We start from the raw sequence: 24,745 nt of genomic DNA, 5'->3' as shown, positions 1-24,745 counted from the left end.
TGTTGCGTATCAGCCGGTGGTGGTCTGCAGTGTTGCGATGGCCGGCGCATCAGCTTCCTGCGTCCACGCTTCCGGCGTCATGATGGCGAACAGGCCGTCGCGTCGCGTCTTGCGCGCCAGTTTCAGCAGCGCCTTGTCTTTCGTGATCAGCACGTCGGCGCGGACGTCGCGCGCCAGTTCCAGAAATTTCTGATCGTCCTTGTCCTTGCAGAGCGGCAGCCTGACGGTTGCTTGCGTTTCTTCCGTCTTTGGCAGCATGGGATGGCAACGGATCAGCGCGTCGAATTCCGTCATCGTCGCCGTGCGTCTGTCGTCATCCAGTTTCAAGTGTGGATAGCGCAAGACCAGGTGCCACTCCATGCGGCAATCCTCGCGCGTGACGGCTTCCAGCCGGCCGCTCTGCAGGGCGGCGAGCAGTGTCGTCCAGCGCGGATCGCGGAAGACGAAGAGATCCAGACAGACATTGGTGTCGAGTACGACGCGCTTCGGTATCATTGGCGGTTTTGGTTTTTCGTTCGGAAGTAACATGCTCATCGTCTTATCGCCCGCCAAGTCCCTGGATTACGAAACACCTGCCACGACGAACACCAGCACCAAACCGGATTTCATTAAGCGTTCGGCGGAACTGGTCGACATTCTGAAGCACATGCCGCCAGCCCGTATTGCCAGCCTGATGCGCATTTCCGATCCGCTGGCGGCGTTGAATGCGGAACGTTTTGCCGCATGGTCCACCCGGTTCACGGAAAAGAATGCAAAGCAGGCAATACTGGCTTTCAACGGGGACGTGTACGAAGGGCTGAATGCCCGGACATTCAACGACAAGCAATTGCAATATGCGCAGACGCACCTTCGCATTTTATCCGGACTGTACGGCCTGTTGCGCCCGCTCGATTTGATACAGCCTTATCGCCTCGAAATGGGCACGAAACTCCCCAACGCCGCGGGCAAGGATTTGTATGCGTTCTGGGGCGACACGGTGACCGAGACGTTGAACGCGCAGATCGCGGCGGTAAAGGCGTCGGCGCTGATCAATCTGGCATCCGAGGAATATTTCAAATCGGTGCGGCCGAAATTGCTGACGGTGCCGGTCATCACGCCGGTCTTTCTCGACTGGAAGGGCGGCGCGTACAAGATCATTTCCTTCCATGCCAAGCGTGCGCGCGGATTGATGGCGCGTTATGCGGCGGTAAAGGGGATTACAAGGCCGCAGTCGCTGCAATCCTTCGATGCGGAAGGCTACGCCTTCGACGCGGCGGCATCCGATGAACGGAAGTGGGTCTTCAAGAGGCGACTGACCGCATAAGACCGATAGTGTCGATCGAATGTCGGTGAAATTTTAATGAGACGCCGTAATGAAAAAAGCCCCGCAGTGCGGGGCTTTTTGCTGACGAAGCGATCGATCACCAGATCTGCCACCAAGGCTTCTCGATGGTCTTGCCGCCCTTGAAGTAGACGCTGTCGGGGAAGTTCAGGCGCAGCACGCGTTCTGCATCGTCGCGCAGTTGCGGCAGGTTCAGCGCATCGTAGGACTTCATCATGATGAACAGCGCTTCTTCGGTCGCCGGCGTGTTGGGATAATCCCTCACCGCAGCCTGTGCGCGGTTGGCGGCAGCCAGATAGGCGCCGCGCCGATAATAATAGTCGGCGACGTGCACGTTGTACTGAGCCATCCCGTTGACCAGATAGGCGAGGCGGGCCTCGGCGTCCGGCGCATATTTGCTGTTGGGAAAGCGATCGACCAACAGCTTGAACGAATCGAACGCTTCGCGCGCCGCTTTCGGGTCGCGCTCGGTCATGTCCTGGCGCGACAGGAAATCGAAGATGCTGGTGCGGTCGTTGAAGTTGATCAGGCCGCGCAGGTAATACATGTAATCGACGTTCGGATGATCCGGGTGCAGCTTGATGAAGCGCTCGACGGCGGCCAGTGCCTGCGGCTGGTCGCCCTGGCGGTAGTAGGCGTAGGCGATTTCCATCTGCGCCTGTTGCGCATAGGTGCCGAACGGATAGCGGGACTCCAGTTTTTCGAGGAGATCGATGGCTCTTTCGTAGTTGAGCGCGTTCAGCTCGTCGCGCGCCTCCGAGTATAATTTCGAGGGCGACCAGTTCTTGGTTTCGTCGACCTGATCGAAACTGCTGCAGGCGGTAAGCAGCAGGGCTAGTACGAGAGGGATGATTTTTCGCATTTGGTTTTGCACGGATTTCGCGGCAGGCCGCTGGACAATGGATGATTATAGCCGATGGGATCGCCGGTGAACCCGATTGAAATGGATGTAAATGACGGCGCAATGCCCGATGGCGACTGGGACGGCAGCGACGATGCCGATGCGGCCGCCGCCGATATTTCCCCGATAGAACTGACGCTGACGCCGGACGATTGCGGCATCCGTCTGGACAAGGTGCTTTCCGCACGCGTTCCCCAATATTCGCGCAGCCGTCTGCAGCAGTGGATAGAAGACGGCCACGTGCGCATCAACGGCGCAGTGGCCAAGGCGAAGACGACGCTGTACGGCGACGAAACGGTGGTCATCGCGCCGCAGCCCGCTCCCGAAGAACTGGCTTACAAAGCCGAACCGATGGATCTGCAGATCGCTCATGAGGATGCAGCCATTCTCGTCATCGACAAGCCTGCGGGACTGGTCGTGCATCCGGCGGCCGGCAACTGGTCCGGTACCTTGCTGAATGGACTGCTGCATCATCTGCCTGCACTGGCAGGCGTGCCGCGCGCCGGCATCGTCCATCGGCTGGACAAGGACACCAGCGGTCTGATGGTGGTGGCAAAGAGCCTGACCGCGCAGACCGATCTGGTGCGCCAGCTGCAGGCACGCACAGTCAAGCGCGAATATCTGGCGCTGGTGTGGGGCACGCCCAACCTATCCGGTCGGATAGAGGCGGCGATCGTACGGCATCCGCGCGATCGCATCAGGATGGCGGTATCGAACAGCCTGCTTGCCAAGCCTGCGGCGACGCGCTTCGAACGCCTTGCAACCGGCGCGCTCGATGGCCGTCCGGTCAGCCTGGTGCGATGCCAGCTGGAAACGGGACGCACCCATCAGATTCGCGTACACATGCAGTCGATCGGCTTCCCGCTGGTCGGCGATGCGCTGTACGGCAAGCAGCATCTGGCGTCGGTATTCCCGCGCCAGGCCTTGCATGCGTGGCGTCTCGGCCTGATCCATCCGGTTTCCGGCGAAGCAGGCGAATGGACATCCGTGCTGCCGCAGGATTTCGCCGCTCTGCTGGAACGCGCCGACATCGCCAACGTGACGTAACGCATTCCGCTGCCATGACGTCCATTGCGCCCATCGTCCCCGACTGGTCCATTTCCTCCGACATCGTCGGTGCGCTGATGACCGTGCGCAGCGGCGGTGTCAGCAGCGGTCCTTACGGCGATGCCTCCGGCCAGCGCGGCTTGAATCTCGGATTGCATGTCGGCGACAGTCCGCACAACGTGATGGCGAACCGCTCGCTGCTGCTCGATCGTGTGCCTTCGGAACCGGCATGGCTGACGCAGGTACACGGTACCGATGTGGTCGATGCGGCGCGCGTGGCCAATGCATCGCGGGCCGATGCCAGCATCGCCACGCAGCGCGGCGTGGTATGCGCGATCATGACGGCGGATTGCCTGCCGGTTTTACTGGCCGATGCCCACGGCCGCGTCGTCGGCGCGGCGCATGCAGGATGGCGCGGTTTGGCCGGCGGCGTGCTGGAGCATACGGTGGAACGCATGCGCAAGGCGGGCGGTGAGGAATTGCATGCATGGCTGGGACCGGCGATCGGCCCAGAGCAGTTCGAAGTCGGTGAGGATGTGTTGCAGGCTTTTACGTCCAAGGATGCGGCGGCGATCGATGCGTTCCGTCCGATCACGGGGCGTAGCGGTAAGTATCTGGCCGACATCTATCAACTGGCTCGTCAGATATTGGCGGCGCAGGGCGTGATGCACGTCAGCGGCGGTGATTTCTGCACGGTGACCGATGTCGAGCGTTTCTATTCCTATCGCCGCGACGGCTTCACCGGCCGCATGGCTGCGCTGATCTGGCTGCGCTAGCGTTCGGTTTCGGCTTGCTGCGGCGGCGATATTTGCTGCATTTCTTCCGGCGTGGCCGCACTTTTCTTGTTCTCCTGTTGCAACGCCTGCATTTGCCGTTTGCGCTTGCGGCGCGCGCCGCCTGTCAGATAGACAAGAATCGAGACAGGCAACAGGCCGTACAGCAGAAAGGTCATGACGGCGGCGACTGCCGATGTCTCGGTAATTGCCATCATGAAGGCGACATAAATCCAGGCGATGGCGACAATATGCATGCGAGATGCCGGAATGGAGACAGTGGGAAGGTGCATCACGATACGCGATGGTAGCCGTGATGGAAAGGGCAACAATGTCATCCTTCGCATATAAAAAGGAATGTGTGCGATAGACAAGCATTGCGTAAACCCTTGTTTTTCCGCACTATAATGGCCTCCCTTAGTGAACCTCGTTCGCTTTCTCCGTTCATTCAAGTCTGTGCCGTGGCGCAGCAAGCTGGAAATCCTGATGACGAGTGCAAAGAAAATCCCCGAACGTTTGATCAAGAAGTACCCGAACCGCCGCCTGTACGATACCCAAACGAGTTCCTACATCACGCTGTCCGACGTCAAGCAACTGGTGCGCGACAACGAATCCTTCACGGTGAACGACGCCAAGACCGGCGAAGACCTGACGCGCAGCATCCTGTTGCAGATCATCCTGGAAGAAGAAGCGAGCAGCACGCCAATGTTCTCGATTCCGGCGCTGTCGGAAATCATCCGCTACTACGGTCATGAAATGCAGGGCATGATGAGCGCTTATCTGGAAAAGAACATCCAGGCCTTCATCGACATCCAGAACCGCCTGAACGAAAGCTCCAAGGAACTGGGCGACGACAAGCCGCTCAATCCGGAAATCTGGTCCCAGTTCATGAACGTGCAGGGGCCGATGATGCAGGGCATGATGAGCAACTACATCGAGCAGAGCAAGAACCTGTTCGTGCAGATGCAGGAACAGATGCAGACGCAGTCGCAGAACATGTTCGGCGGTTTTGCCTTCAGCGCGACGGCTGAACAAAACGGCAAATAAAAAAACGGCAATAAGCGCCACGTCTGGCAGGACAGCGCTCTGCGGGGCGGCAAGCTCGACAGCCGGCCGAACGGGTACAATAGCGGATTCGTTTTGATCCTCGGGTTTTGGCCCGTTTCCGTCCCGTTTTTGCCTCGCTTTTTTGCCCTGTTTCTCCATGACCAACGCAACCCAGACCACACCCAAAATCGGCTTCGTTTCGCTCGGATGCCCGAAGGCGCTGGTCGATTCCGAACAAATCCTCACGCAACTGCGCGCCGAAGGCTACGACACCGCCAAATCCTATGACGGCGCCGACCTGGTCATCGTCAACACCTGCGGCTTCATCGATGCCGCCGTGCAGGAATCGCTGGATGCAATCGGCGAGGCGCTGAACGAAAACGGCAAGGTCATCGTGACAGGCTGCCTGGGCGCGAAGAAGGATGCCGACGGCGACGACATCATCACTAAGGTGCACCCGAAAGTGCTGGCCGTCACCGGCCCGCACGCGCTGGGCGAGGTGATGGATGCGGTGCACACGCACATGCCCAAGCCGCATGCACCGTTCATCGATTTGCTGCCGCCGCAAGGTGTCAAGCTCACGCCCAAGCATTTTGCCTATCTGAAAATTTCCGAAGGCTGCAACCATCGCTGCAGCTTCTGCATCATCCCGTCGATGCGCGGCGATCTCGTTTCGCGTCCGGTCGCCGACGTGATGCTGGAAGCGGAAAACCTGTTCAAATCCGGCGTCAAGGAATTGCTGGTGATCTCGCAGGACACCAGCGCCTACGGCGTCGACGTCAAGTTCCGTACCGGTTTCTGGAACGGCCGCCCGGTCAAGACGCACATGACGCAACTGGCCGAGGCGCTGGGCGAACTGGCCGCGCAATATGGCGCGTGGATACGTCTGCATTACGTCTACCCGTATCCGCACGTCGATCAAATAATGCCGCTGATGGCGGAAGGAAAGATTCTGCCGTATCTGGACGTGCCGCTGCAGCACGCGCACCCGGACGTGCTGAAACGGATGAAGCGCCCGGCCAGCGGCGAGAAGAATATCGAACGCATCCAGGCATGGCGCGCGATGTGCCCTGATATCACCATCCGCTCGACCTTCATTGCCGGTTTTCCTGGCGAGACCGAAGCGGAATTCGAATACCTGCTGGATTTCCTGAAGGAAGCGGAAATCGATCGTCTCGGCTGCTTTGCCTATTCGCCGGTCGAAGGCGCGACGGCCAACGATCTGCCGAACGCAGTGCCGGAAGAAGTGCGCGAGGAACGTCGCGCACGCGTGATGCTGCTGCAGGAAGAAATCTCGAAGAAGCGCCTGCAGGCCAAGGTTGGTAAGACGATGCGCGTGCTGATCGACGAAGTCGAGCGCACCGGCGGCGCGACCGGCCGCACGGCTGCCGATGCGCCGGAAATCGACGGCGTCGTCTACGTGAAGGCACCGTTCGAGCCGCATCGTCGTCTGCAAGTCGGCGAATTCGTCGATGTACGAATCACGGCAGCCGATGCACACGATCTGTGGGGAGAAGCATGATGGGCGTGCGCCGCATTGCGGCCGTCGTATCGTTGCTGCTGGCGTCGGCGAGCGCATGCGCTGCCGACGTATCGACATCGGTAGCGACGCCGGCGCCGGCAACTGCGCCGCTGTCGGCACAGCCGGCCGCGCAGCCACCGCAGCTGTTCAGCAAGCCGATGGTGTTTCGCGGCACGCTGGGCGACAAGCAGGTACAGTTGAGCATCCGTCCGAAAAATCCGGCGGATGAAGGATTGGAAGGCGAGTATTTCGTTTTCGGCAGTTCGCAGAAAGTATTGCTGGCCGGCGACGGTGAGGGCGATGCGCTGCTTCTCGAAGAATCCGAAAACGGCAAGGATATTTCCGGTCAGTGGGACGGCAAGCTGGAGGGCGATACGCTGAGCGGCAACTGGACTTCCGCCGACTTCAGCATCACGCGGCCGTTCGTTCTGAAAGTCCTGCCGACCAGCGCGCCGGTTCCTGCGAAAAAGACGACCGGCACACGATAAACCGGAAGAACCATGGAGGTGTCCGTGTCCGACGATCGACCATCCTTCCAGACGACGCTGCTGCATCACGATTACCAGGCGCCCGACGGTTTCGGCGCCTTCCCGCAAGCCATCCATCACGCATCGACGGTGCTGTTCGACAGCGTGGCCGCGATGCGCGCGCGCAACTGGCAGAACAAGTCAGGCTATACCTACGGCCTGCACGGCACCCCGACGACATTCACATTGGAAGCACGGCTGGCCGCCATCGAAAACGGCAAGCATTGCCGTCTTGCCCCCAGCGGACTGGCGGCGATCGCAATGGTCAATTTCGCGCTGCTGAAGACCGGTGACGATGTGCTGCTGCCGGATAACGTCTACGGCCCCAGCCGCGAGCTCGGCAACTGGCTAACGCAGGATTACGGCATCACGGCGCGTTACTACGATCCGCTGATCGGTGCCGGCATCGCCAGCTTGATTCGTCCCAATACACGACTGGTCTGGACCGAAGCACCGGGTTCAGTATCGATGGAAGTGCCGGACCTGCGTGCCATCTGTGCGGCGGCGCATGCGAAGAACGTGCCGGTTGCGCTGGACAACACCTGGTCCGCGGGCATTGCCTTGCCTGCGTTCGAGCTGGGCGTCGATATCGTCATGCAGGCGCTGACCAAGTATCAGTCGGGTGGATCGGACGTACTGATGGGCGCCGTCATCACGAACAACGATGTATTGAACGGCAAGCTGGAAACGGCACACATGCGGCTTGGCTTTGGTGTCGGTGCCGACGACTGCTATCTGGTATTACGCAATCTGCCGACGCTGAAGCTACGCTTCGAGGCGCATGACGCTGCTGCGCGTGAAGTTGCTGCGTGGCTGAAGCAGCGGCCCGAAATCGCCACCGTGCTGCATCCTGCATTGCCGGGGTGCCCGGGACATGAATTGTGGAAACGCGATTTCAGCGGTGCCGGCGGTTTGTTTTCGGTATTGTTCGACCCGCGCTATACGGAAGAGCAGACCGATCGCTTCGTCGATGCATTGAAACTGTTCGGCATCGGTTTCAGCTGGGGCGGAGCGCACAGTCTGTGCGTGCCGTACCGGATGAAGACGATGCGCGACAGCTGGCCGCATCGCGGGCAACTGGTGCGCTTCAACATCGGGCTGGAAGAGCCGAGCGACCTGATCGCGGATATCGAACAGGCACTCGGCAAGCTGTAGACCGGCGCGCTTAAAGAAAAAGCATCCTTGCGGATGCTTTTTTTGTGCCTTGGATTGCCCGTCGGACTACGGCATCGGCTTGTTGTCGTTCAGATCGACAATGCCCTTGATCAGCCGGTACAGCTTCCACAGCCATGCCAGCGCCCAGACCAGAAAGGCGGCCGGAATGCCGACCACGGTCAGGAACAGGATGCAGCCCAGCGTCATCCACACCAGATACCACCAGAACGAACGGATCTGCCAGCCGTGATGGCTGTAGACGAAGGTATCCGCCGCATCGTCGCGCTTGACGTAGTTGATGATCAGCGGAATGAACGAAAACATGCCGAGCGAAAAGAGCAGGCTGGCGCCGTGTCCGATGTATAGCCACCATGCGAGGTTCTTGGCCGATTGCAGGCGCGAATCGAGGACGAGTTGGTTCATGTCGCGTCTCCTTGTCTGATGTCGTCGGAAAGAATGTGACCATTTCGGCGATATCGCCGGATGCCATGATTACCGTCATTCTAACCAACCGTTCGACGGCAGCATCAATGCGCATAAAAAAGCCCGGACAAGAGTCCGGGCTTTTTGCGATTGGCAATCGCGTTAATGAACGACCATCTGCGTGAACGGCGAGACGTATGCCTGCAGCGTCACCAGCAAGCCGACCAATACCGCCAGTGCGATCGAGTGGAAGAACACGTAGCGCAGGATGTCGCCCTCGTGGCCGTACCACTTGGTTGCCGTGGACGCCACGACGATCGATTGCGCATCGATCATCTTGCCCATCACGCCGCCGGAACTGTTGGCGGCTGCCATCAGCACTGGATTCAGGCCGAGTTGTTCGGCCGTGGTTTTCTGCAGGCTGCCGAACAGCACGTTGGAGGCGGTATCGGAACCGGTTAGCGCCACGCCCAGCCAGCCGAGCAGCGTGCCGAACATTGGATACAGCACGCCGGTCTGTGCAAACGCCAGACCCAGCGTCGCATCGAGGCCGGAGTAACGGGTCAGGTAGCCGACACCGAACATCGCGCAGATCGTCAGCAGCGAGAAGCGCACCAGCTTGATCGTTTCCCAGTATTCGACGAACAGACGCTTGACCGAATAGCCCATGGCAAGGCCGGCAACGATGGACGACACCAGAATGCCGGTGCCCGCCATCGACAGCACGTTGAAGTTGAACACGGCGCTTTCGATGATCGGTTCATGCACCACCGGCGGCATCTTCATGACCATATGGTCCAAACCGGGGATCGCCAGTTTCACGGCCCAGATCGAATCGACGAATTTCTTGAAGAATGGCGTGCCCCACAGGAAGACGAAGACCGACAGGACGACCCACGGCATCCATGCGCGCGCCTTGCTGATTGCCGCTGCACCGCCGTTGTTGTCGACGCTGATCGGTTCCGGCTTGACGTCGTTGGCCGAGTTGTCAGGATGCTTGCCGAGGGCGGTGGAGGTCCAGATCTTCTTCGGTTGCCAGATTTTCAGGAACAGCGTCAGGCAGCCCATCGACACCAGCGAGGCGATCACGTCCACCAGCCACGGACCGTGGAAGTTGGAAACGAGGAACTGCGGGATCGCGAACGACACGCCCGCCACCAGGATGGCCGGCCAGATCTCGCGCATGCCGCGGAAGCCGGCAAAGGCCCAGATCAGCCAGAACGGCACGATCACCGAGAAGAACGGCAACTGGCGGCCGATCATGGCCGACAGGTGAAGCAGGTCGAGGCCCGTCACGGCGGACAGTGCGATGACCGGCGCGCCCAATGCGCCATAAGCCACGGGTGCGGTATTGGCGATCAGCGCCAGACCCGATGCCGCCAGCGGCGAGAAGCCGAGGCCGATCAGGATCGCGCCCGTCACGGCGACCGGCGTACCGAAGCCGGCAGCGCCCTCGAAGAAGGCACCGAAGCAGAAGGCCACCAGCAGCAGTTGCAGCCGGCGATCTTCGGTGATATTGCCGACACTGTCCTGCAGCACCTTGAAGTAGCCATTCAGCGTCGTCAATCGATGCAGGAAGATGATGTTGAGCACGATCCAGCCGATCGGGAACAGGCCGGAAATGATCCCCAGCCCCGCCGCCTTGCCGGCCATCGCGACCGGCATGCCGAACACGAAGGCGGCCACGACGATGCCGACCAGCAACGCCAGGCCGGCTGCCAGATGGGCTTTCATGTGGAAGAAGGCGAGGGATATCAGAAGAACGGCCACCGGAATGCCGGCGACCAGTGTGGACAGCGCGAAACTGCCCAACGGGTCATAGATTTGTTGCCATACCATTGTCTGCTCCTTTTTATAGTAGGCGTACAGATTGTTTTTATCTCTGCTTGTGTGAGTGACTCGGCATGCAATGCCGCCCCCGATTATTGAGGCAGAAGCAACGCGAAAAGATGAATAAAATTGCGCGACCGATGAAATGTTCTGCGTGGCGCATTAAATGCAACGTGCGAGGTACTTTTGTAAGCACCATGTAAGATAAATGGACTGCGACATAAGATCGCGAGTCGAGCCGCGAGGGCAAAGAAGAGGTGGCGGCCAGCGTGTGATGCATCGTGTTTTGCGACAGCCTCAGACATTCCTTGAAGGACTCCAGGTACATCCCGCGTCCAGTTCCTTTTTCAACTCATCTCAGTGGCACAACGATGCTTCGGTGAGCGGAATTGGATACGACTTAGAGCTTCTCTAGAAGCTGAGCGCCAAGCCCAGCGAAACACCCGATACGTCTTCTCCAAACATGTAGCGCATCACTAGTCGTGTTCTGGTGACGTAGACATCGTAGGCACTGGAGTCAAGCTCGAAACCGGCGCCGATGGTCGAAAGGGAATCGAAGCCGAGAATGCCGGCCTGGCTGCCGAGATAGCGCGAATGGGAAAATTCCAGCACGTAGCGCAGCGGGCGATCCAGCATCGTGACGCTGGTCGGCGCACGGTAGCGCGTCCAAAGGCTTGCCGTACGAGCATCTGCTTTGCCCTGAACCGATTCCGCGCCGCCGAAACTTCTCAGTTCGATGTCGGTGTAACGCAGTTCAAGATCGACTTCATAGTCTTTCCGGTAATGCTCGTAATCCAGCATCAGCGAGCTGCCCAGGCCGTAGGCATCCAGATGACCATTCTCGAGAAAGTCGAAGCTATGTCCCGTGCGGCGATCGAGAACCCGATTGCCCAGTGACAGATCGCTTTCCACCCGACCCAGCGCAAAATTGAAAATGGGACGCAGCACCAGATCCTGCGCAACGGGAAAATCCCATCCGACACCTGCGGTTCCGGTGAAGCTGTTCCATTTGAATGGCAAGGTGCGTTCGTCGGCACCGGCGCTGGCGACGAATTGCGGATCGTAGCGGCTGTATGCGACGCCGCCTTCAAGGTACAAGGGCACGTCCTTGCTGAGAGTCGCGCCGCCGGCGAACTGCACCATGTTGATGGTGGTGTCGTGCGACGAACTATCTTGAATCGCGAGCGAACTGCTGGCCAGATCGGGAACGACCGAATAAGCCATCAACGACAGCACGCCGTTGGCGCGCTTTTGAACGGTCTGGGGGGAAATATTCAGCAAGCCCTGTGCCGATGCGGAAGTCGCGTGAAGGCTCGCATACAAAACGAAAGCAAGCAGCAATATGCTGCAAAGAATGCGCCGGTCGATTGATGGTTTAGACAGGGTTCGTGGACTGAAAAATTCGGTCATGACGGATGTCGGCATTCCAGATGGTGATCTGCATGCGGAGACAGATGATCGCCATCCGTCCCGAACCATTTTTCAAGCGCTTACAAACGTCAATCTAGCATGGAAGAAATAGCATCCTGGACATTTTTCGGAAAATGCCTTGCGGCGGAATCCGTGCTGCCCGAGAGAACCGAATCAGAGCAGCGGCAGGATGCCGTCCAGGCCGACAAAGTTCAGCGCCACGTCGGCCTGCGCGCGCACGACCGGCTTGGCGCGGAAGGCCACCGACAGGCCGGCGATGCCCATCATCTTCAGATCGTTGGCACCGTCGCCCATGACGATAGCCTGCGATGGCCGGATGCCCATGTCGGCGCAGACGCGTTCCAGCGTGCGTTTCTTTTCATCGGCATCGACGATGTCGCCGATCAATTTACCGGTCAGCTTGCCGTCGACGATTTCTAGCCGGTTGGAATGCGTGTAATCCAGTCCGAGCCGCTGCTGCATGCGATCGGTGAAGAAGGTGAAGCCGCCGGAAACCAGCAGCGTCTTCATGCCGGCGGCTTTCACGGCGGCAAGCATGCGCTCCGCGCCGGGCGACAGCTTCAGGCGTTCGTCGTATACGCGTTGCAGCGCACTCGCATCCAGACCTTCCAGCAGTGCAACGCGGCGCAGCAGACTTTCGCGGAATTCGATTTCGCCGCGCATCGCGGCTTCGGTGATGGCAGCCACCTGTGGCTTCAGCCCCTGCATGTCGGCGATTTCGTCGATGCATTCGATCGTGATCAGCGTCGAATCCATGTCCATCGTCACCAGCTTGAAATCTTCCAGCGAACGGCCGCGTTCGATGAAGGCATAGTCCAGCTGTGCGGCCCAGGCGGCGACGTCGATCTGCGCCTTCACTTCGTCGTTGTAGGAAATGCCTTCGCAACGATAGGCGTGTTCGCCGACCGCGACGACGACGCGCGGACGTGCCAGGCCGGCGATCTGCTCGATGGTGCTGCGTTGCGTTGTCAGTCCTTGCAGAATGAGATCCATGGGTATTCCGATTGAAGCGAATGAGTGTTGGTTTGTATAAGGTGCGCGTCCGTCATGCCGTCAATGCGCGTATCGTGCCGCGTACCTGCGCGACACGCGCTGCCAGATCGGGCATGGCGGCGACGATGCGCAGCTTGTCCTGTCCGTTGAGCTTGATGTGGCGATTCTTCTGAACCAGCTCGATGATACGCATGCCGTCGATCGGCGGATTCGGTTCGAACTGCAGTGTGGCCGATTCGGCGTGTGCGTCGATCTTGACGATGCCGACCGGCTTGGCCGCCACGCGCAGCCGATGCGTTTCCACCAGCGCCTGCGCCGGCTCCGGCATCTTGCCGAAACGATCGATCAACTCTTCCTGCAAGTCGCTGATGGCATCGGCCGTCGCACAGTTTGCCAGACGCTTGTAGATCGACAGCCGTTCGTGTACATCGCCGCAGTAGGTTTCTGGCAGCAGCGCCGGCACGTGCAGGTTGATTTCGGTAGTGGAAGAGAGCGGCGCGGCGAGATCCGGCTCCTTGCCGTTCTTCAGCGCACGCACGGCTTCGTTCAGCATGTCCGAATAGAGCTGGAAGCCGATCTCGGTCATCTCGCCGGATTGGCTTTCGCCCAGCACTTCGCCGGCGCCGCGGATTTCCAGATCGTGCATCGCGAGGTAGAAGCCGCTGCCGAGTTCTTCCATCTGCTGGATGGCTTCGAGGCGGCGCTGCGCCTGCCGCGTCAAGCCTTGCACGTCGTGCACCAGCAGATAGGCGTAGGCTTGATGATGCGAACGGCCGACGCGGCCGCGCAGCTGGTGCAACTGCGCGAGTCCGAACTTGTCGGCGCGATGCATGATGATCGTATTCGCGGTCGGCACGTCGATGCCGGTTTCGATGATGGTCGTGCACAGCAGGATGTTGAAGCGCTGCGAGACGAAATCGCGCATCACCTTTTCCAGGTCGCGCTCGTGCATCTGGCCGTGCGCGACGGCGATACGCGCTTCCGGCAGCAACTCTTCCAACATCGCCTTGCGGTTTTCGATCGTCTCGACTTCGTTGTGGAGAAAGTACACCTGGCCGCCGCGCTTCAATTCGCGCAGGCAGGCTTCGCGGATCACGGAATCGTTCTCGCTGCGCACGAAAGTCTTGATCGCCAGCCGCTTCTGCGGTGCGGTCGCGATGATCGAAAAGTCGCGCAAGCCTTCTAGTGCCATGCCGAGCGTGCGCGGAATCGGCGTCGCGGTCAGCGTCAGAACGTCGACTTCGGCACGCAGCGCCTTCAACGCTTCCTTCTGGCGCACGCCGAAGCGGTGTTCCTCGTCGATGATGACGAGACCCAGGCGCGAGAACTTCACTTCCGGTGACAGCAGCTTGTGCGTGCCGATCACGATGTCCAGCGTGCCGTCGGCCATGCCTTTGACTGCATTGGCGATTTCCTTGCCAGTACGGAAGCGGGATAGCTCAGCGATGCGCACCGGCCAGTCGGCGAAGCGATCGGCGAAGGTCTGCGCATGCTGCTCGGCTAGCAGCGTGGTCGGCGCGAGGATCGCGACCTGCTTGCCGCCCATCACGGCGATGAAGGCGGCACGCAATGCGACTTCGGTCTTGCCGAAGCCGACGTCGCCGCAGACGAGGCGATCCATCGGCTTGCCGCTCGTCATGTCGCGCATCACGTTGTTGATCGCTTCCTGTTGGTCCGGCGTTTCTTCGAAGCCGAAGCTGTCGACGAATCGTTCGTAGTCGTGCGCCGAATACTGGAATGCGTGGCCTTCGCGCAGCGCGCGGCGCGCATACAGGTTCAGCAGCTCGGCGGCAGTGTCGCGAATCTTTTCGGCAGCGCGGCGCTTGGCTTTTTCCCACTGACCGGAACCGAGCGTATGCAGTGGCGCGTCGTCGGGCGATGCGCCCGAGTAGCGCGAGATTACGTGCAGCTGCGAGACCGGCACGTAGAGCTTGGTTTCTTTCGCGTATTCGAGATGCAAGAACTCGGTCTCGCCTTCGCCGAGGTCCATGCTGATCAGGCCCATGTAACGGCCGATGCCGTGGTTCACGTGTACGACCGGATCCCCAATCTTTAGTTCGGACAGGTCGCGCACCATCGCATCGACCTGCGTCGCACCTTCCTGCTTTTTGCTGCCGACGCGGCGGCCGGAGCCGGCGTACAGTTCGGTCTCGGTGACGAAGGCGAGATTCGCCGCGGCATCGCCCAGTTCGAAGCCGGCATGCAGCGGCGCGATGCCAAGCATGACCTTGTCGCCACCAGCAACGAAATCGGCGAAGCCGTCGGCCAGTGGTAGCGACAGGTCGTATTCGTTGAAGTATTGCAGCAGCGTTTCGCGCCGGCCGGCGGTTTCGGCGCAGATCAGCACGCGCTTGCCGGTCTGCAACAGATAGCTGCGCAGATTGACGAGCGGATCGTCGGCGCGGCGGTTGACGGCGACGTTCGGCAGCGGCGCCGACAGTTCGGAGGCTTCGGCAGCTTTCTGGACGACCCAGCGGCCGAACGGTTTGGCCTCCGTATAGAACTGTTCGACCGACAGGAATATCTGTTCCGGCGCCAGCACCGGACGTTCGCGATCCGATTTCAGAAAGCGGTAGCGCGATTGCGTGTCGTTCCAGAAGCGCTGGATCGCGTCGTCAATATCGCCGATCAGGGCGAACGTCGCCTCTTGCGGCAGATAGTCGAACAGCGTGCTGGTCTGCTCGAAGAACAGCGGCAGATAGTATTCGATGCCGGCGGATGCAATGCCGTTGCCGATGTCCTTGTAGATGACGGCGCGCGACGGATCGCCTTCGAACACTTCGCGCCAGCGGCCGCGGAAAGCCGTGCGCGATTCCTCGTCCATCGGAAATTCGCGTGCCGGCAGCAGGCGCACTTCCTTCACCGGATAGAGTGAACGTTGCGTGTCGGCATCAAAGGTGCGAATGGTCTCGATCGTGTCGCCGAACAGGTCGATGCGATAAGGCAGCGGCGAACCCATGGGGAACAGATCGATCAGGCCGCCACGCACCGAATATTCGCCGGGCGACATTACCTGCTTGACCGGCGTGTAACCGGCCAACTGCAACTGCGTTTTCAGTCGCGCTTCGTCCAGCGTTTCGCCCTGCTTGAAGAAGAAGGTATACGACGCCAGGAAGGAGGGCGGTGCCATCCGCAGCAGCGCGGTGGTGGCCGGAACGATCAGCACGTCGCATTGGCCGGTCTGCACTTCATACAGCGTGGCGAGTCTTTCCGACACCAGATCCTGATGCGGCGAAAAGGCGTCGTAGGGCAGGGTTTCCCAATCCGGCAGCAGGTGGCAGCGCAGCTTGTCGGCTTCGCCGTCGGCGAACCACGGGATTTCAGTCAGCAGGCGCTGTGCATCGGCAGGACTGGCGGCGACGATGGCCAGCATGCGTTTCCGCGATTTCAGCTCAATGGCAGCTTGTGCCAGCGCGTAGGCATCCGATGAGCCGTGCAGCGCAGGCAGAACGAAACGGGCGCCGGGTTTGGGAAGGGATTTTTTAAGGGTGAAGGACATCAAGCAGCGAGTCGGACCAACCGTCAGCGATCATGGAATGCACATGCATCCGCGAACGCATGCGCTTGATTTGACAGTGAAAAAGGTTGATGCGATTATAAACCAAGCCCTCGTTCCGGTCGGGCGCGCACTTCCTTCCAATGAGGTTCCGTCGCCGTTTTTCCGCACAAGCGCCTCCGGTTTCGCTGTTTTAGCCAGCCGCTTCGTTTCCGTTATTCGGTCCGATCCCGTGTTCCGATTTCTCGTTTATTTTTTAGTTTCATTTCGTCGATGACCGTATCCCGATATTTTGCATTGATACCGGCTGCCGGCGTCGGCGCGCGCCTGGGCGCGGCGATGCCGAAGCAATATGTGCGCATTGCCGGCAAGGCGATGCTGTCGCATGTATTGTCCGCTTTCACCGGTGTCGGCCAGATTGCGCACACTTTCGTGGTGGTCGGCCGGGATGATGAATATATCGAGGCGGCGCTGGACGAAATCGGCGATGCACGCACACGCGTGACGGTATTGCGCGTGGGAGCCGAAACGCGCCATCATTCCGTGCTGAACGGACTGGCAGCGATGCGTGATCACGTTGGCGACGAAGACTGGATATTGGTGCACGATGCGGCGAGGCCAGGCATTTATGCCGGATTGATCGAAAAACTGATCGAGACCGTGCATCGCGATGCGACGGGCGGATTGCTGGCCTTGCCTGTCGTCGATACGCTCAAGCGTGAAGATAAAGACGGTCGCGCCGCCGAGACGGTGTCGCGCGAACATTTGTGGGCGGCGCAGACGCCACAGATGTTCCGTTATGCTCTGTTGCAGCGCGCGCTGCAACAGGCGGATAGCGTGACGGACGAAGCGAGTGCGGTGGAAGCGCTGGGATTGAAGCCCTTGCTGGTCGAAGGCAGCGCGCGCAATTTCAAGGTGACGCTTCCGCACGATGTCGCATTGGCAGAGCTTTATTTGAAAGGGTTGGCATGAGTTACGTACCGAGCAATTTCCAGCCATTCCGTATCGGGCAGGGATACGACTGCCACGCATTGGTCGAAGGTCGCCAGTTGATCATCGGCGGCGTGACGATTCCGCATGCAACAGGTTTGCTGGGCCATTCCGACGCGGATGTATTGCTGCATGCGATCACCGATGCGCTGTTCGGTGCGGCCGGCCTTGGCGACATCGGACGGCATTTCCCCGACACGGCGGCCGAATATGCCGGCGCCGATTCGCGCGTGCTGCTGCGCGAGGCGGCCAAGCGCGTGATGGCGGCCGGTTACGGCATCGGCAATATCGATGCAACGATCATCGCGCAACGGCCGAAAATGGCGCCGCACATTTCGCAGATGATCGCGAACATTGCGGCCGATCTCGGCGTAACGGTCGGACAGGTCAACATCAAGGCCAAGACCAACGAAAAGCTGGGTTATCTTGGCCGTGAAGAGGGCATGGCGGCGGAAGCCGTGGCGCTGATCTATCGCCGGGACTGATGTGAAATCGACGTCAGGTCAAATACTGACGAATCTCGGCGAATTCTGCACATGGCCGCCTGCATTGCGAATCGTTCGCATTTTCCGGGATGGCAGCGTACCAAGCTGACAACTGCATAGCAAAATGCCAAATTGAAACGGCAATGTTTTATGCATGGCAGCTATTGATTTTCCGAAAAGCATCGCCAGCTATTGCAGCATGCGCCGTATTGACGCATAGTACGTACAGTATGCATAAGGTATGCAGGCATGCGAGACGCGCGATGGTTGTGCGTCCCCCTACAGAAGGAGCAATCTTACTCATGGCATCTTTTCTCTTCAGTCAGCAGATCAATGGCTGGCAGCAAATGTTTCGTCGCGGCCAGTCCGGCAGCTTCCTGTCGCGCCTGTTCGCGTGGTTGATGCTGGGTCTGCTGCTTGCCGTGGGACTGCTGGTGGTCGTCGCGGTTCTGCTGCTCAGCTGGTTGCTGATTCCGGTGCTGCTGTTCAAGAAGCGCAATGCGCTGAAGGCAGCACGTGAAGCGGCAGAGCGCGCTTATTATCGTCGTCCGGCACAAGGCGATGTCATCGAAGGCGTTGTGACGGAAGTCAAGGACGAACGCGCCTGATTCAGATTTCAACGCAGATAAAAAACGCACATCGATGGATGTGCGTTTTTTTTTACGTCTGCAATCGATGAAGAGGGGCAGTATCGCTCGCTGTCTGTATCAATGCCGTTTCTTCGCATGGGCGAAGCTGATCCGGATCATGAGCCCGCCGCCCTTGCGATTCGAAAGCTGCAGCTTGCCGCCGTGGCGGCGCACGATGCGATCAACGATCGCGAGGCCAAGCCCGGCGCCGTTTGCCTGCCCGCGCGCTTGATCCATGCGCGTGAACGGCCGCAGAAGACGGTCGATTTCCTCTTCAGGCACGCCGTCTCCATGGTCGGCAATTTCGAGCAGGACGCGGTCGCCCTCGACGCGGCAGGCGAGATCGATGGTGACGCGTTCGTCGCCTTTCTTCCTGCCGTAGCGTCGCGCATTCTCGACGAGATTGTTGACGATGCGCGTGATGTCCACCGGATTGGCCATGATGGAAGCGTGATCGTCGATCGTGGCATGGACCTGCACATTCTGCAGGCGCGATACTTCCTGCACCGTCTGCTGCATCAGCGACGACAGGTCGACTTGCACGAACTGCGCACTGTCGGTTGGCCTTGCATAGTCGAGGAACTGGCCGATGATGGCATCCATTTGTTCCAGGTCGGATTGCATGCCCTGGTGCGCGTCTTCGGGGAGCTTGGCCATTTCGAGTTCCAGTTGCATGCGCGCCAATGGCGTACGCAAGTCGTGCGAAATGCCGGCAAGCACGACGGCACGATCGGATTCGACGCGGTCCAGATCGTCGACCATGTGGTTGAAACTGCGATTGGCTTCGCTCACTTCGGTCGGGCCGGTTTCCGGTAGCGGTGCAGGGCGCTGCCCGTTCGCGACTGCGCGCGCCGCCGCCGTCAGGCGCGCCAGCGGTCGGTTGATCAGACCGGAAATCATCAATGCGCCCAGCAGGGAGAGCAGCAGCGTGACGGCACCCCAGCCCAGCCACTGCACGCCGGAGCTGCCTTCGACACGCTCGCGATCCAGCATCAGCCAGTATTCGTCGTCGGCGATCATGAAGCTGACCCAGAAGCCGGTGACATCGTTGACCGTGCGCGCAAAGCGCGTTTCTTCACCCAACGCGGCGCGCACATTGTTCTCGATGGTTTCCATCATGCGGCTTGAGGCCGGCGGTTTGATCTGGTCGGTGGCTTCCAGCGGGTAGACGCGTATGCCTTCGTTGCTGGACAGATCGAACAGCAGTTCGCGGCGTAGGTCGGGGGCGGAGTGCGTCAGTGCGGCGCGCGTAATCGTGACGATGGAGACAACCTGCGCCGCGATCTGGTTGGCGCGTGGTGTCTGTTCGACGATGCGGTAGCTGGCGACCCAGGCCGCCATGCTGGCGGCTATGAAGAAGGCGAGCAGGAAGAAAGTGCGCCAGAACAGGCCGCTTTTCATCCAGCTCAGTCTGTTGGGCGGGGTGGAGGGCATGCGTTCCCTTTGGCGGCGCTACGCTATTCCTTGTGCGAAGGCATGCCGATCAGCGCGGCTTGCCTTCCGGGATGAAAACATAACCGAGGCCCCAGACGGTTTGTATGTACAACGGCGTCGAAGGGTCGGGTTCGATCAGTTTGCGCAAACGCGAGATTTGCACATCCAGGCTGCGGTCGAAAACTTCGTATTCGCGGCCGCGCGCCAGTTCCATCAGTTTTTCGCGCGACAGTGGTTGGCGTGCATGACGCGCAAATACTTTCAGCACCGAGAATTCACCCGTCGTCAGCGAGACGGTTTCGCCGTTCTTCTTCAGTGTGCGCGTGCCGAGATCGAGCACGAAGTCGCCGAAGGTGAATGTCTGCGGCGTTTCCGATGGCGCACCCGGCAGTTCGTCGGGGCCGATGCGGCGCAGCACGGCGCCAATGCGGGCGACCAGTTCGCGTGGATTGAAAGGCTTGGCCAGATAATCGTCGGCGCCCATTTCGAGACCGACGATGCGATCGACATCTTCCCCCTTGGCAGTCAGCATGATGATGGGCGTCTTGTCGCCCGCGCCGCGCAGGCGGCGGCAGATCGACAGGCCGTCCTCGCCGGGCAGCATCAGATCGAGCACCAGCAGGTCGTAGCGTTCGCGCAGCCAGAGCTTGTTCATCGTCTGTGCATTCTCCGCCGTGACGACGTTGAATCCCTGTTCCGACAGATAGCGGCGTAGCAGATCGCGCAGACGCAGGTCGTCGTCGACGACGAGAATTTTCGTCTGATGCGTGTTGGCGGACTGCGGTGCGTCCTTCATGGTGGAATTTGTCGTATTCATGTTGCTATGGTAACGTCAGAAATCCTCAGGCGATACGATGAGAATGGAAGACATTACAAAGTGTTACATCCTTTACGGAAATGCACTTAGGGATGGAGACAAAGCGGCCTACACTTCTTGCATGGGACCATACCCTCGCAAAGGCCGCGAAACGACGAGATGAATATTACATTGAAAAGACGGGGAATGATTTTGCTTCTGGTAGCGGGTTTGACTGCAGGTGCTTCGGCGCTGGCGCAGTCGCGTTATCAGCATCCTTCGTTCGGCGGATTCTTTGCGCAGGACAATCGGCAGCGGCAGAACGACAATCGCCGCGAGATGGACAATCGCCGTTACAACGAGCGTGAAAATTCCCGTCAACAACCGCGCCGGGGCGAGCGGCTTTCGCCGGATGAAAGGCGTATGCTGCGTCAGCAGATCGACGAGGCAGGACGCGATATCTATGCGCCGCGTAGACGGTAATCGGTAATTTGCGGCGACGAGTCGCGACGATGGCGATAAACGAAACGGTGATATGCAGGTGTCACAGATACGCGGATGAATGTAAAACGGCGAGCAGAAATGCTCGCCGTTTTTGTATTGGAAGCGCCGACCGTCAGGCGACGATGTGGCGTACTGTCGATCTGCCGGACGTCTGTCCGTCGGGACCGTAGAACTGGTTACCTTGCGGGCTGCCGTGCTGAAGGATGTTCAGCATGCTCTGGTTGCGCACCATCTGCTTGTTGATCAGCGTGCCGTTGATGCGATTGATTTCCTTGGCGACGCGAGCCATTTCGATCAGTTCCAGCCAGGACTGGTTGGCGGTCTGGGAAGCGTCGGGAGTTTGCAGCCAGGCTTGCATGCCTGCTTCGGAAGCGTCGCAGCCGATGGCGGCGAGGGCGGTGTGGCGTTGGGCTGCCAGTTCCGCCATGCGGGCGGTGGCCTGGGCTTTCGGTTCGGTCAGATTGGCGATGCCGTCGATGTCGGCGGCGATCAGATGTTCCTGTTCCAGCTTCAGCAGGTCTGTAAGGGCGCGGATGGTTTCGTGTTCCTGGTGCAGACTGTCTTCGGGGCTGGCGCCGAACGATTTCATTTCAACCTTTCCGGGTTGAGATCAGGTCCTTTACCGTATCCATCAATCCATCGGCCACGCGTTCCGCGTCGACCTGGAATTGACCGTTGGCAATGGCTGCCTTGATCTCGTCCACTTTCTTCGAATCGAAGACGCCGGAAGCCGATGCCTGGCTGGTGAGAGCCTTGGCTTCAGCCGACAGCGTCACATTGTCGGACGATGCTTTCCCTGCGGCATCGGCCTTGTCCGGACCTTTGCCAGCGCGGGTCTGCGTCGCATTCACGCCTACACCGGCGATTTTCTTGCTTGCGTCATCAATTTTCACGACTTGCTCCATATGTTTGCGGCAAAACGCCTATCTCTGATCAGTCTAACGGCGTTATCCCACTAAACTTTAGACCTAAATGGAGGGATCGTAAAATTTAACTACTTATCTTTTCAATAATATTTCTATGCGGAAATTCAAAACGTCATTTCCACGATGCCGCCCAGCTTCGCGATGCCACTGATGACTTCGCCGCTGGCTGTGCGGACTTGCGTCAGTTGTCCTTCATTGGCGTTGTTCAAGGCGCGTGCTTCGCTACTCACGCTGAAACCGGCGCCATTCAATATCACCCTGACGGCCTGTCCCTGACGGATGGCCTGCTGCGTACGCAGCGCATCCTGCCGCAACGGCGCGCCGACGGCGACCGATGAAGCGACGGTGCGGCCGATCGCCTGCGTGGTATCGGTGATGATGCCCGGCGGCATGGCGGTCAGATCGCCCTTCACCTTGGCGAGATCGCCTTCCGTAATGGTTTGTCCTTGCGCCAGCGGCACGGTGGCGACCACGTACTCGCTGCGCACGCCGACGCGGGCTGCGATATAGACGGTCCAGCTGGACGGCGCCGTGCAGCGCACGCCGACCGTGGTCTTGCCCCATGCGCGGTTCCCGCGCGGCAGGAAGGCTTGCGGCTGGGGGCAGGCCGGCAGTCTCATCCGCGGATCGACGGAACCAACTTCGACCGCGATTTCTCCCGGCAGGCCGATGGCCTGTTTCTGCAGGAATTGTTCGACCGTCTGTTTTAGCGCGCCGATCTCCTGGCGCGGCGGTTCGGCGGTCTGCGCGAACGCGAGTTGCGTGGCGAGTCCGGCGGCAGCGATCGACAGGGCGAGGAAAGCGTTCATGAGAGTCCGTGGTTTCATTGCACGATCATGGTACCGATCCGGCCGCCGGGTAAAGCCGGGAATAGCATGGATTTTGGTCTTCTTATCGTTTGATCGAAGCGCCGACGGCATCCGTATAGTCCACGCTATACAAATCCATACTGGGTTCGGAAAACGGCCCGGGATATTTAGGCCGGAGGTGCGATGAGCAAACTTGACGATCTGATGCGATTCCAGGAAACGGCGCTGAGCATGCGTGCGCAGCGCCAGCAATTGCTGGCATCGAATATCGCGAATGCGGATACGCCCAACTACAAGGCGCGCGACATCGATTTCACCAAGGCGCTGCAGGGAGCGATTGCCCGCAGCACGGGCGGCACCGCGGCGCCGGGCGAACTGGTGAAGACGGCTGCCAACCACATGGCGCCCAAAGCGTTGCCGACGCTGGGCGGCGCGCGCATCCAGTATGTCACACCGCAGCAGGCCAATGTCGACGGCAATACCGTCGACATGGACATGCAGCAGAACCAGTTCATGGACAACGCGATGCGCTATGAAGCGAGCCTGACGCTTGCTTCCGCCAAGATCAAGGGCATGCTCACCGCAATTCAGGGGCAATAATCATGTCGCTATTCAATATCTTCAATGTCTCCGGTTCGGCGATGAGTGCGCAGAGCCAGCGCCTGAACGTCGTCTCCAGCAATCTCGCCAACGCGGAAAGCACCACCAGCGCAGACGGCAAGACCTATCGCGCCAAGCAGGTCGAGTTCAAGGCGATCCCGACGAACAATGCGACGGCGACCGCCGTGCGCGTCGATCGCGTGGTCGAGGATACGTCGCCGCTGAAGATGGTGTTCGATCCGAAGAATCCGGCCGCCGACGAGAACGGCAACGTCGCCATGCCGAACGTCAACGTCGTGGAGGAAATGGTCAACATGATTTCCGCCTCGCGTTCCTACCAGAACAACGTCGAGACCATGAATACGGCCAAGACGATGCTGCTCAAGACGCTGACGCTCGGTCAGTAATCGATAAGGGGAAGAACAATGAGTGCAGTGACCAACGATACGACGGCGCCGTCCTGGGTCGATGCTATGAGCCCGAAGACGTCGACCGGCAAGTCGGACGTTGAAGACATTCAGGATCGCTTCATGACGCTGCTGATCACGCAGATGCAGAACCAGGATCCGCTGAACCCGATGGACAACTCGCAGATGACGAGCCAGCTGGCGCAACTGTCGACGGTGACCGGCATCGACAAGGTCAATGCAACGCTGCAGTCGCTGATCGGCACGTTCCAGTCCGGCCAGTCGATGCAGGCGGCCTCGCTGATCGGTCACGGCGTGCTGGCATCGGGCAACAAGACGGCGCTTTCCGAAGGGCAGGCGCTGCTGGGCGCGAACTTCCCGCAGGATGTCGACAATGCCACGCTGGTCATCAAGGACGAATCCGGCAACGTCGTGCAGGCACTGGATCTCGGTGCGCAGAAAGCCGGATCGATCCCGCTGCTGTGGGACGGCAAAATGGCCGACGGCAGCGATGCGCCTGACGGCAACTATACGTTCGAAGTGCAGGCCAGCCTGAATGGCAACAACGTCAGCGTGGAAGAACTGCAGTTCGGCATGGTGACGACGGTCAGCATGGGTGCGGACGGCATGAAGATCAACGTGCCGGGACTCGGTGCGCTGGACTATTCCGATATCCATCAGATTCTTTAATTCAACGGC

Annotated in this window: 28 protein-coding genes; 15 read left to right on the top strand and 13 right to left on the bottom strand. The window is 59.7% G+C overall.

Annotated elements, in window-relative coordinates; all coding sequences use genetic code 11:
• Positions 1-9: 9 nt before the first annotated feature.
• Complete coding sequence (locus ACO1VH_RS01525; RefSeq protein ID WP_486242819.1) at positions 10-495, bottom strand: putative toxin-antitoxin system toxin component, PIN family; 486 nt, start codon at positions 493-495, stop codon at positions 10-12.
• Positions 496-526: 31 nt separating this feature from the next.
• Between ACO1VH_RS01525 and yaaA the strand changes: the two genes are divergently transcribed.
• Positions 527-1,303 carry a peroxide stress protein YaaA gene (gene yaaA, locus ACO1VH_RS01520; protein WP_486241903.1) on the top strand — a complete coding sequence of 259 codons (777 nt, stop codon included), beginning with the start codon at positions 527-529 and terminating at the stop codon, positions 1,301-1,303.
• A gap of 97 nt (positions 1,304-1,400) precedes the next feature.
• Here yaaA and ACO1VH_RS01515 read toward each other — a convergent pair whose 3' ends face one another.
• Positions 1,401-2,195 carry an outer membrane protein assembly factor BamD gene (locus ACO1VH_RS01515; RefSeq protein ID WP_486241901.1) on the bottom strand — a complete coding sequence of 265 codons (795 nt, stop codon included), beginning with the start codon at positions 2,193-2,195 and terminating at the stop codon, positions 1,401-1,403.
• 90 nt (positions 2,196-2,285) lie between these two features.
• On the opposite strand from ACO1VH_RS01515, the gene ACO1VH_RS01510 reads away from it, so the two are divergent.
• Together ACO1VH_RS01510 and pgeF are read left to right on the top strand one after the other, a co-directional pair.
• The gene (locus ACO1VH_RS01510; protein ID WP_486242818.1) at positions 2,286-3,269 is read left to right on the top strand and encodes an RluA family pseudouridine synthase; all 984 of its coding nucleotides are present in this window, start codon (positions 2,286-2,288) and stop codon (positions 3,267-3,269) included.
• A 23-nt stretch (positions 3,270-3,292) separates the two neighbouring features.
• Entirely contained in the window at positions 3,293-4,045 is a 753-nt protein-coding gene (gene pgeF, locus ACO1VH_RS01505) for a peptidoglycan editing factor PgeF (protein ID WP_486242816.1), read from the top strand.
• Here pgeF and ACO1VH_RS01500 read toward each other — a convergent pair.
• Positions 4,042-4,299 (bottom strand): hypothetical protein, encoded by a 258-nt coding sequence (locus ACO1VH_RS01500; protein ID WP_486241899.1) that lies wholly within the window; start codon positions 4,297-4,299, stop codon positions 4,042-4,044. The two genes, pgeF and ACO1VH_RS01500, sit on opposite strands and share 4 nt — an antisense overlap.
• Positions 4,300-4,528: 229 nt before the next feature.
• On the opposite strand from ACO1VH_RS01500, the gene phaR reads away from it, so the two are divergent.
• The 4 genes from phaR to ACO1VH_RS01480 all read left to right on the top strand — a co-directional run bounded on the left by phaR (position 4,529) and on the right by ACO1VH_RS01480 (position 8,293).
• Positions 4,529-5,089, top strand: a complete 561-nt coding sequence (phaR, locus tag ACO1VH_RS01495) for a polyhydroxyalkanoate synthesis repressor PhaR (RefSeq protein ID WP_486241897.1) — start codon at positions 4,529-4,531, stop codon at positions 5,087-5,089.
• A 157-nt stretch (positions 5,090-5,246) separates the two neighbouring features.
• On the top strand, positions 5,247-6,611 hold the full coding sequence (rimO, locus tag ACO1VH_RS01490) for a 30S ribosomal protein S12 methylthiotransferase RimO (RefSeq protein ID WP_486241895.1): 1,365 nt from the start codon (positions 5,247-5,249) through the stop codon (positions 6,609-6,611).
• On the top strand, positions 6,608-7,099 hold the full coding sequence (locus ACO1VH_RS01485) for a hypothetical protein (RefSeq protein WP_486241893.1): 492 nt from the start codon (positions 6,608-6,610) through the stop codon (positions 7,097-7,099). The genes rimO and ACO1VH_RS01485 overlap by 4 nt, the downstream gene beginning before the upstream one ends.
• A gap of 24 nt (positions 7,100-7,123) precedes the next feature.
• A complete protein-coding gene (locus ACO1VH_RS01480) occupies positions 7,124-8,293 on the top strand; it encodes a cystathionine beta-lyase (RefSeq protein ID WP_486241891.1) in 1,170 nt (389 codons plus the stop codon).
• 66 nt (positions 8,294-8,359) lie between these two features.
• On the opposite strand, the gene ACO1VH_RS01475 is transcribed toward ACO1VH_RS01480, so the two are convergent.
• The 5 genes from ACO1VH_RS01475 to mfd all read right to left on the bottom strand — a co-directional run bounded on the left by ACO1VH_RS01475 (position 8,360) and on the right by mfd (position 16,469).
• Entirely contained in the window at positions 8,360-8,716 is a 357-nt protein-coding gene (locus tag ACO1VH_RS01475; RefSeq protein WP_486241890.1) for a DUF4870 family protein, read from the bottom strand.
• 162 nt (positions 8,717-8,878) lie between these two features.
• Positions 8,879-10,555 carry an L-lactate permease gene (locus tag ACO1VH_RS01470; protein ID WP_486241889.1) on the bottom strand — a complete coding sequence of 559 codons (1,677 nt, stop codon included), beginning with the start codon at positions 10,553-10,555 and terminating at the stop codon, positions 8,879-8,881.
• 402 nt (positions 10,556-10,957) lie between these two features.
• The gene (locus ACO1VH_RS01465; RefSeq protein ID WP_486241887.1) at positions 10,958-11,827 is read right to left on the bottom strand and encodes an autotransporter domain-containing protein; all 870 of its coding nucleotides are present in this window, start codon (positions 11,825-11,827) and stop codon (positions 10,958-10,960) included.
• Positions 11,828-12,130: 303 nt separating this feature from the next.
• Positions 12,131-12,970 carry a phosphoserine phosphatase SerB gene (gene serB / locus ACO1VH_RS01460; RefSeq protein WP_486241885.1) on the bottom strand — a complete coding sequence of 280 codons (840 nt, stop codon included), beginning with the start codon at positions 12,968-12,970 and terminating at the stop codon, positions 12,131-12,133.
• A gap of 52 nt (positions 12,971-13,022) precedes the next feature.
• Positions 13,023-16,469, bottom strand: a complete 3,447-nt coding sequence (mfd, locus tag ACO1VH_RS01455; protein ID WP_486241883.1) for a transcription-repair coupling factor — start codon at positions 16,467-16,469, stop codon at positions 13,023-13,025.
• Here mfd and ACO1VH_RS01450 point away from each other — a divergent pair.
• The 4 genes from ACO1VH_RS01450 (at position 16,459) to ACO1VH_RS01435 (ending at position 18,549) form a co-directional block, all read left to right on the top strand.
• Positions 16,459-16,743, top strand: a complete 285-nt coding sequence (locus ACO1VH_RS01450; protein ID WP_486241881.1) for a hypothetical protein — start codon at positions 16,459-16,461, stop codon at positions 16,741-16,743. The two genes, mfd and ACO1VH_RS01450, sit on opposite strands and share 11 nt — an antisense overlap.
• Positions 16,740-17,438 (top strand): 2-C-methyl-D-erythritol 4-phosphate cytidylyltransferase, encoded by a 699-nt coding sequence (ispD, locus tag ACO1VH_RS01445; protein WP_486241880.1) that lies wholly within the window; start codon positions 16,740-16,742, stop codon positions 17,436-17,438. The genes ACO1VH_RS01450 and ispD overlap by 4 nt, the downstream gene beginning before the upstream one ends.
• On the top strand, positions 17,435-17,941 hold the full coding sequence (ispF, locus tag ACO1VH_RS01440; RefSeq protein ID WP_486241878.1) for a 2-C-methyl-D-erythritol 2,4-cyclodiphosphate synthase: 507 nt from the start codon (positions 17,435-17,437) through the stop codon (positions 17,939-17,941). The genes ispD and ispF overlap by 4 nt, the downstream gene beginning before the upstream one ends.
• 302 nt (positions 17,942-18,243) lie before the next feature.
• Positions 18,244-18,549: a hypothetical protein gene (locus tag ACO1VH_RS01435; protein ID WP_486241876.1), complete on the top strand. Its 306-nt coding sequence runs from the start codon at positions 18,244-18,246 to the stop codon at positions 18,547-18,549.
• Positions 18,550-18,648: 99 nt separating this feature from the next.
• On the opposite strand, the gene ACO1VH_RS01430 is transcribed toward ACO1VH_RS01435, so the two are convergent.
• On the bottom strand, positions 18,649-20,004 hold the full coding sequence (locus tag ACO1VH_RS01430; RefSeq protein ID WP_486241874.1) for a sensor histidine kinase: 1,356 nt from the start codon (positions 20,002-20,004) through the stop codon (positions 18,649-18,651).
• A gap of 49 nt (positions 20,005-20,053) precedes the next feature.
• A complete protein-coding gene (gene ompR, locus ACO1VH_RS01425) occupies positions 20,054-20,821 on the bottom strand; it encodes an osmolarity response regulator transcription factor OmpR (protein ID WP_486241872.1) in 768 nt (255 codons plus the stop codon).
• Between the two features lie 186 nt (positions 20,822-21,007).
• Between ompR and ACO1VH_RS01420 the strand changes: the two genes are divergently transcribed.
• On the top strand, positions 21,008-21,283 hold the full coding sequence (locus tag ACO1VH_RS01420) for a hypothetical protein (protein ID WP_486241871.1): 276 nt from the start codon (positions 21,008-21,010) through the stop codon (positions 21,281-21,283).
• Positions 21,284-21,416: 133 nt separating this feature from the next.
• On the opposite strand, the gene ACO1VH_RS01415 is transcribed toward ACO1VH_RS01420, so the two are convergent.
• The 3 genes from ACO1VH_RS01415 to flgA all read right to left on the bottom strand — a co-directional run bounded on the left by ACO1VH_RS01415 (position 21,417) and on the right by flgA (position 23,039).
• Entirely contained in the window at positions 21,417-21,893 is a 477-nt protein-coding gene (locus tag ACO1VH_RS01415) for a flagella synthesis protein FlgN (protein ID WP_486241869.1), read from the bottom strand.
• A 1-nt stretch (position 21,894) separates the two neighbouring features.
• Positions 21,895-22,197 (bottom strand): flagellar biosynthesis anti-sigma factor FlgM, encoded by a 303-nt coding sequence (gene flgM, locus ACO1VH_RS01410; protein ID WP_188419152.1) that lies wholly within the window; start codon positions 22,195-22,197, stop codon positions 21,895-21,897.
• Positions 22,198-22,334: 137 nt separating this feature from the next.
• Complete coding sequence (gene flgA, locus ACO1VH_RS01405; protein ID WP_486241867.1) at positions 22,335-23,039, bottom strand: flagellar basal body P-ring formation chaperone FlgA; 705 nt, start codon at positions 23,037-23,039, stop codon at positions 22,335-22,337.
• A gap of 183 nt (positions 23,040-23,222) precedes the next feature.
• Here flgA and flgB point away from each other — a divergent pair, with 183 nt between their 5' ends.
• The 3 genes from flgB to ACO1VH_RS01390 are packed head-to-tail and all read left to right on the top strand — an operon-like array spanning position 23,223 to position 24,736.
• The gene (gene flgB, locus ACO1VH_RS01400; protein ID WP_486241865.1) at positions 23,223-23,639 is read left to right on the top strand and encodes a flagellar basal body rod protein FlgB; all 417 of its coding nucleotides are present in this window, start codon (positions 23,223-23,225) and stop codon (positions 23,637-23,639) included.
• Positions 23,640-23,641: 2 nt separating this feature from the next.
• Positions 23,642-24,046 carry a flagellar basal body rod protein FlgC gene (gene flgC / locus ACO1VH_RS01395; RefSeq protein WP_486241863.1) on the top strand — a complete coding sequence of 135 codons (405 nt, stop codon included), beginning with the start codon at positions 23,642-23,644 and terminating at the stop codon, positions 24,044-24,046.
• An 18-nt stretch (positions 24,047-24,064) separates the two neighbouring features.
• On the top strand, positions 24,065-24,736 hold the full coding sequence (locus tag ACO1VH_RS01390) for a flagellar hook assembly protein FlgD (protein WP_486241861.1): 672 nt from the start codon (positions 24,065-24,067) through the stop codon (positions 24,734-24,736).
• The last annotated feature ends 9 nt before the right edge of the window (positions 24,737-24,745 follow it).

The sequence above is a fragment of the Oxalicibacterium sp. genome, assembly GCF_057353965.1.
The sequence above is the reverse complement of the archived record's forward strand: the minus strand, read 5'-3'. Positions and strand labels throughout refer to the sequence as shown.

Excerpts from the sequence above, each read along its gene's own strand:
- ACO1VH_RS01500 (WP_486241899.1), bottom strand. The coding sequence starts at position 4,299 with ATGCATATTGTCGCCATCGCCTGGATTTATGTCGCCTTCATGATGGCA.
- ACO1VH_RS01470 (WP_486241889.1), bottom strand. The coding sequence starts at position 10,555 with ATGGTATGGCAACAAATCTATGACCCGTTGGGCAGTTTCGCGCTGTCC.
- rimO (WP_486241895.1), top strand. The coding sequence starts at position 5,247 with ATGACCAACGCAACCCAGACCACACCCAAAATCGGCTTCGTTTCGCTC.
- ispD (WP_486241880.1), top strand. The coding sequence starts at position 16,740 with ATGACCGTATCCCGATATTTTGCATTGATACCGGCTGCCGGCGTCGGC.
- mfd (WP_486241883.1), bottom strand. The coding sequence starts at position 16,469 with ATGTCCTTCACCCTTAAAAAATCCCTTCCCAAACCCGGCGCCCGTTTC.
- serB (WP_486241885.1), bottom strand. The coding sequence starts at position 12,970 with ATGGATCTCATTCTGCAAGGACTGACAACGCAACGCAGCACCATCGAG.
- ACO1VH_RS01420 (WP_486241871.1), top strand. The coding sequence starts at position 21,008 with ATGATTTTGCTTCTGGTAGCGGGTTTGACTGCAGGTGCTTCGGCGCTG.
- ACO1VH_RS01430 (WP_486241874.1), bottom strand. The coding sequence starts at position 20,004 with ATGCCCTCCACCCCGCCCAACAGACTGAGCTGGATGAAAAGCGGCCTG.
- ACO1VH_RS01415 (WP_486241869.1), bottom strand. The coding sequence starts at position 21,893 with ATGAAATCGTTCGGCGCCAGCCCCGAAGACAGTCTGCACCAGGAACAC.
- ACO1VH_RS01475 (WP_486241890.1), bottom strand. The coding sequence starts at position 8,716 with ATGAACCAACTCGTCCTCGATTCGCGCCTGCAATCGGCCAAGAACCTC.
- flgA (WP_486241867.1), bottom strand. The coding sequence starts at position 23,039 with ATGAACGCTTTCCTCGCCCTGTCGATCGCTGCCGCCGGACTCGCCACG.
- ACO1VH_RS01525 (WP_486242819.1), bottom strand. The coding sequence starts at position 495 with ATGATACCGAAGCGCGTCGTACTCGACACCAATGTCTGTCTGGATCTC.
- ACO1VH_RS01390 (WP_486241861.1), top strand. The coding sequence starts at position 24,065 with ATGAGTGCAGTGACCAACGATACGACGGCGCCGTCCTGGGTCGATGCT.
- ispF (WP_486241878.1), top strand. The coding sequence starts at position 17,435 with ATGAGTTACGTACCGAGCAATTTCCAGCCATTCCGTATCGGGCAGGGA.
- flgB (WP_486241865.1), top strand. The coding sequence starts at position 23,223 with ATGAGCAAACTTGACGATCTGATGCGATTCCAGGAAACGGCGCTGAGC.
- ACO1VH_RS01435 (WP_486241876.1), top strand. The coding sequence starts at position 18,244 with ATGGCATCTTTTCTCTTCAGTCAGCAGATCAATGGCTGGCAGCAAATG.
- flgC (WP_486241863.1), top strand. The coding sequence starts at position 23,642 with ATGTCGCTATTCAATATCTTCAATGTCTCCGGTTCGGCGATGAGTGCG.
- ACO1VH_RS01510 (WP_486242818.1), top strand. The coding sequence starts at position 2,286 with ATGCCCGATGGCGACTGGGACGGCAGCGACGATGCCGATGCGGCCGCC.
- ACO1VH_RS01485 (WP_486241893.1), top strand. The coding sequence starts at position 6,608 with ATGATGGGCGTGCGCCGCATTGCGGCCGTCGTATCGTTGCTGCTGGCG.
- ompR (WP_486241872.1), bottom strand. The coding sequence starts at position 20,821 with ATGAATACGACAAATTCCACCATGAAGGACGCACCGCAGTCCGCCAAC.
- phaR (WP_486241897.1), top strand. The coding sequence starts at position 4,529 with ATGACGAGTGCAAAGAAAATCCCCGAACGTTTGATCAAGAAGTACCCG.
- yaaA (WP_486241903.1), top strand. The coding sequence starts at position 527 with ATGCTCATCGTCTTATCGCCCGCCAAGTCCCTGGATTACGAAACACCT.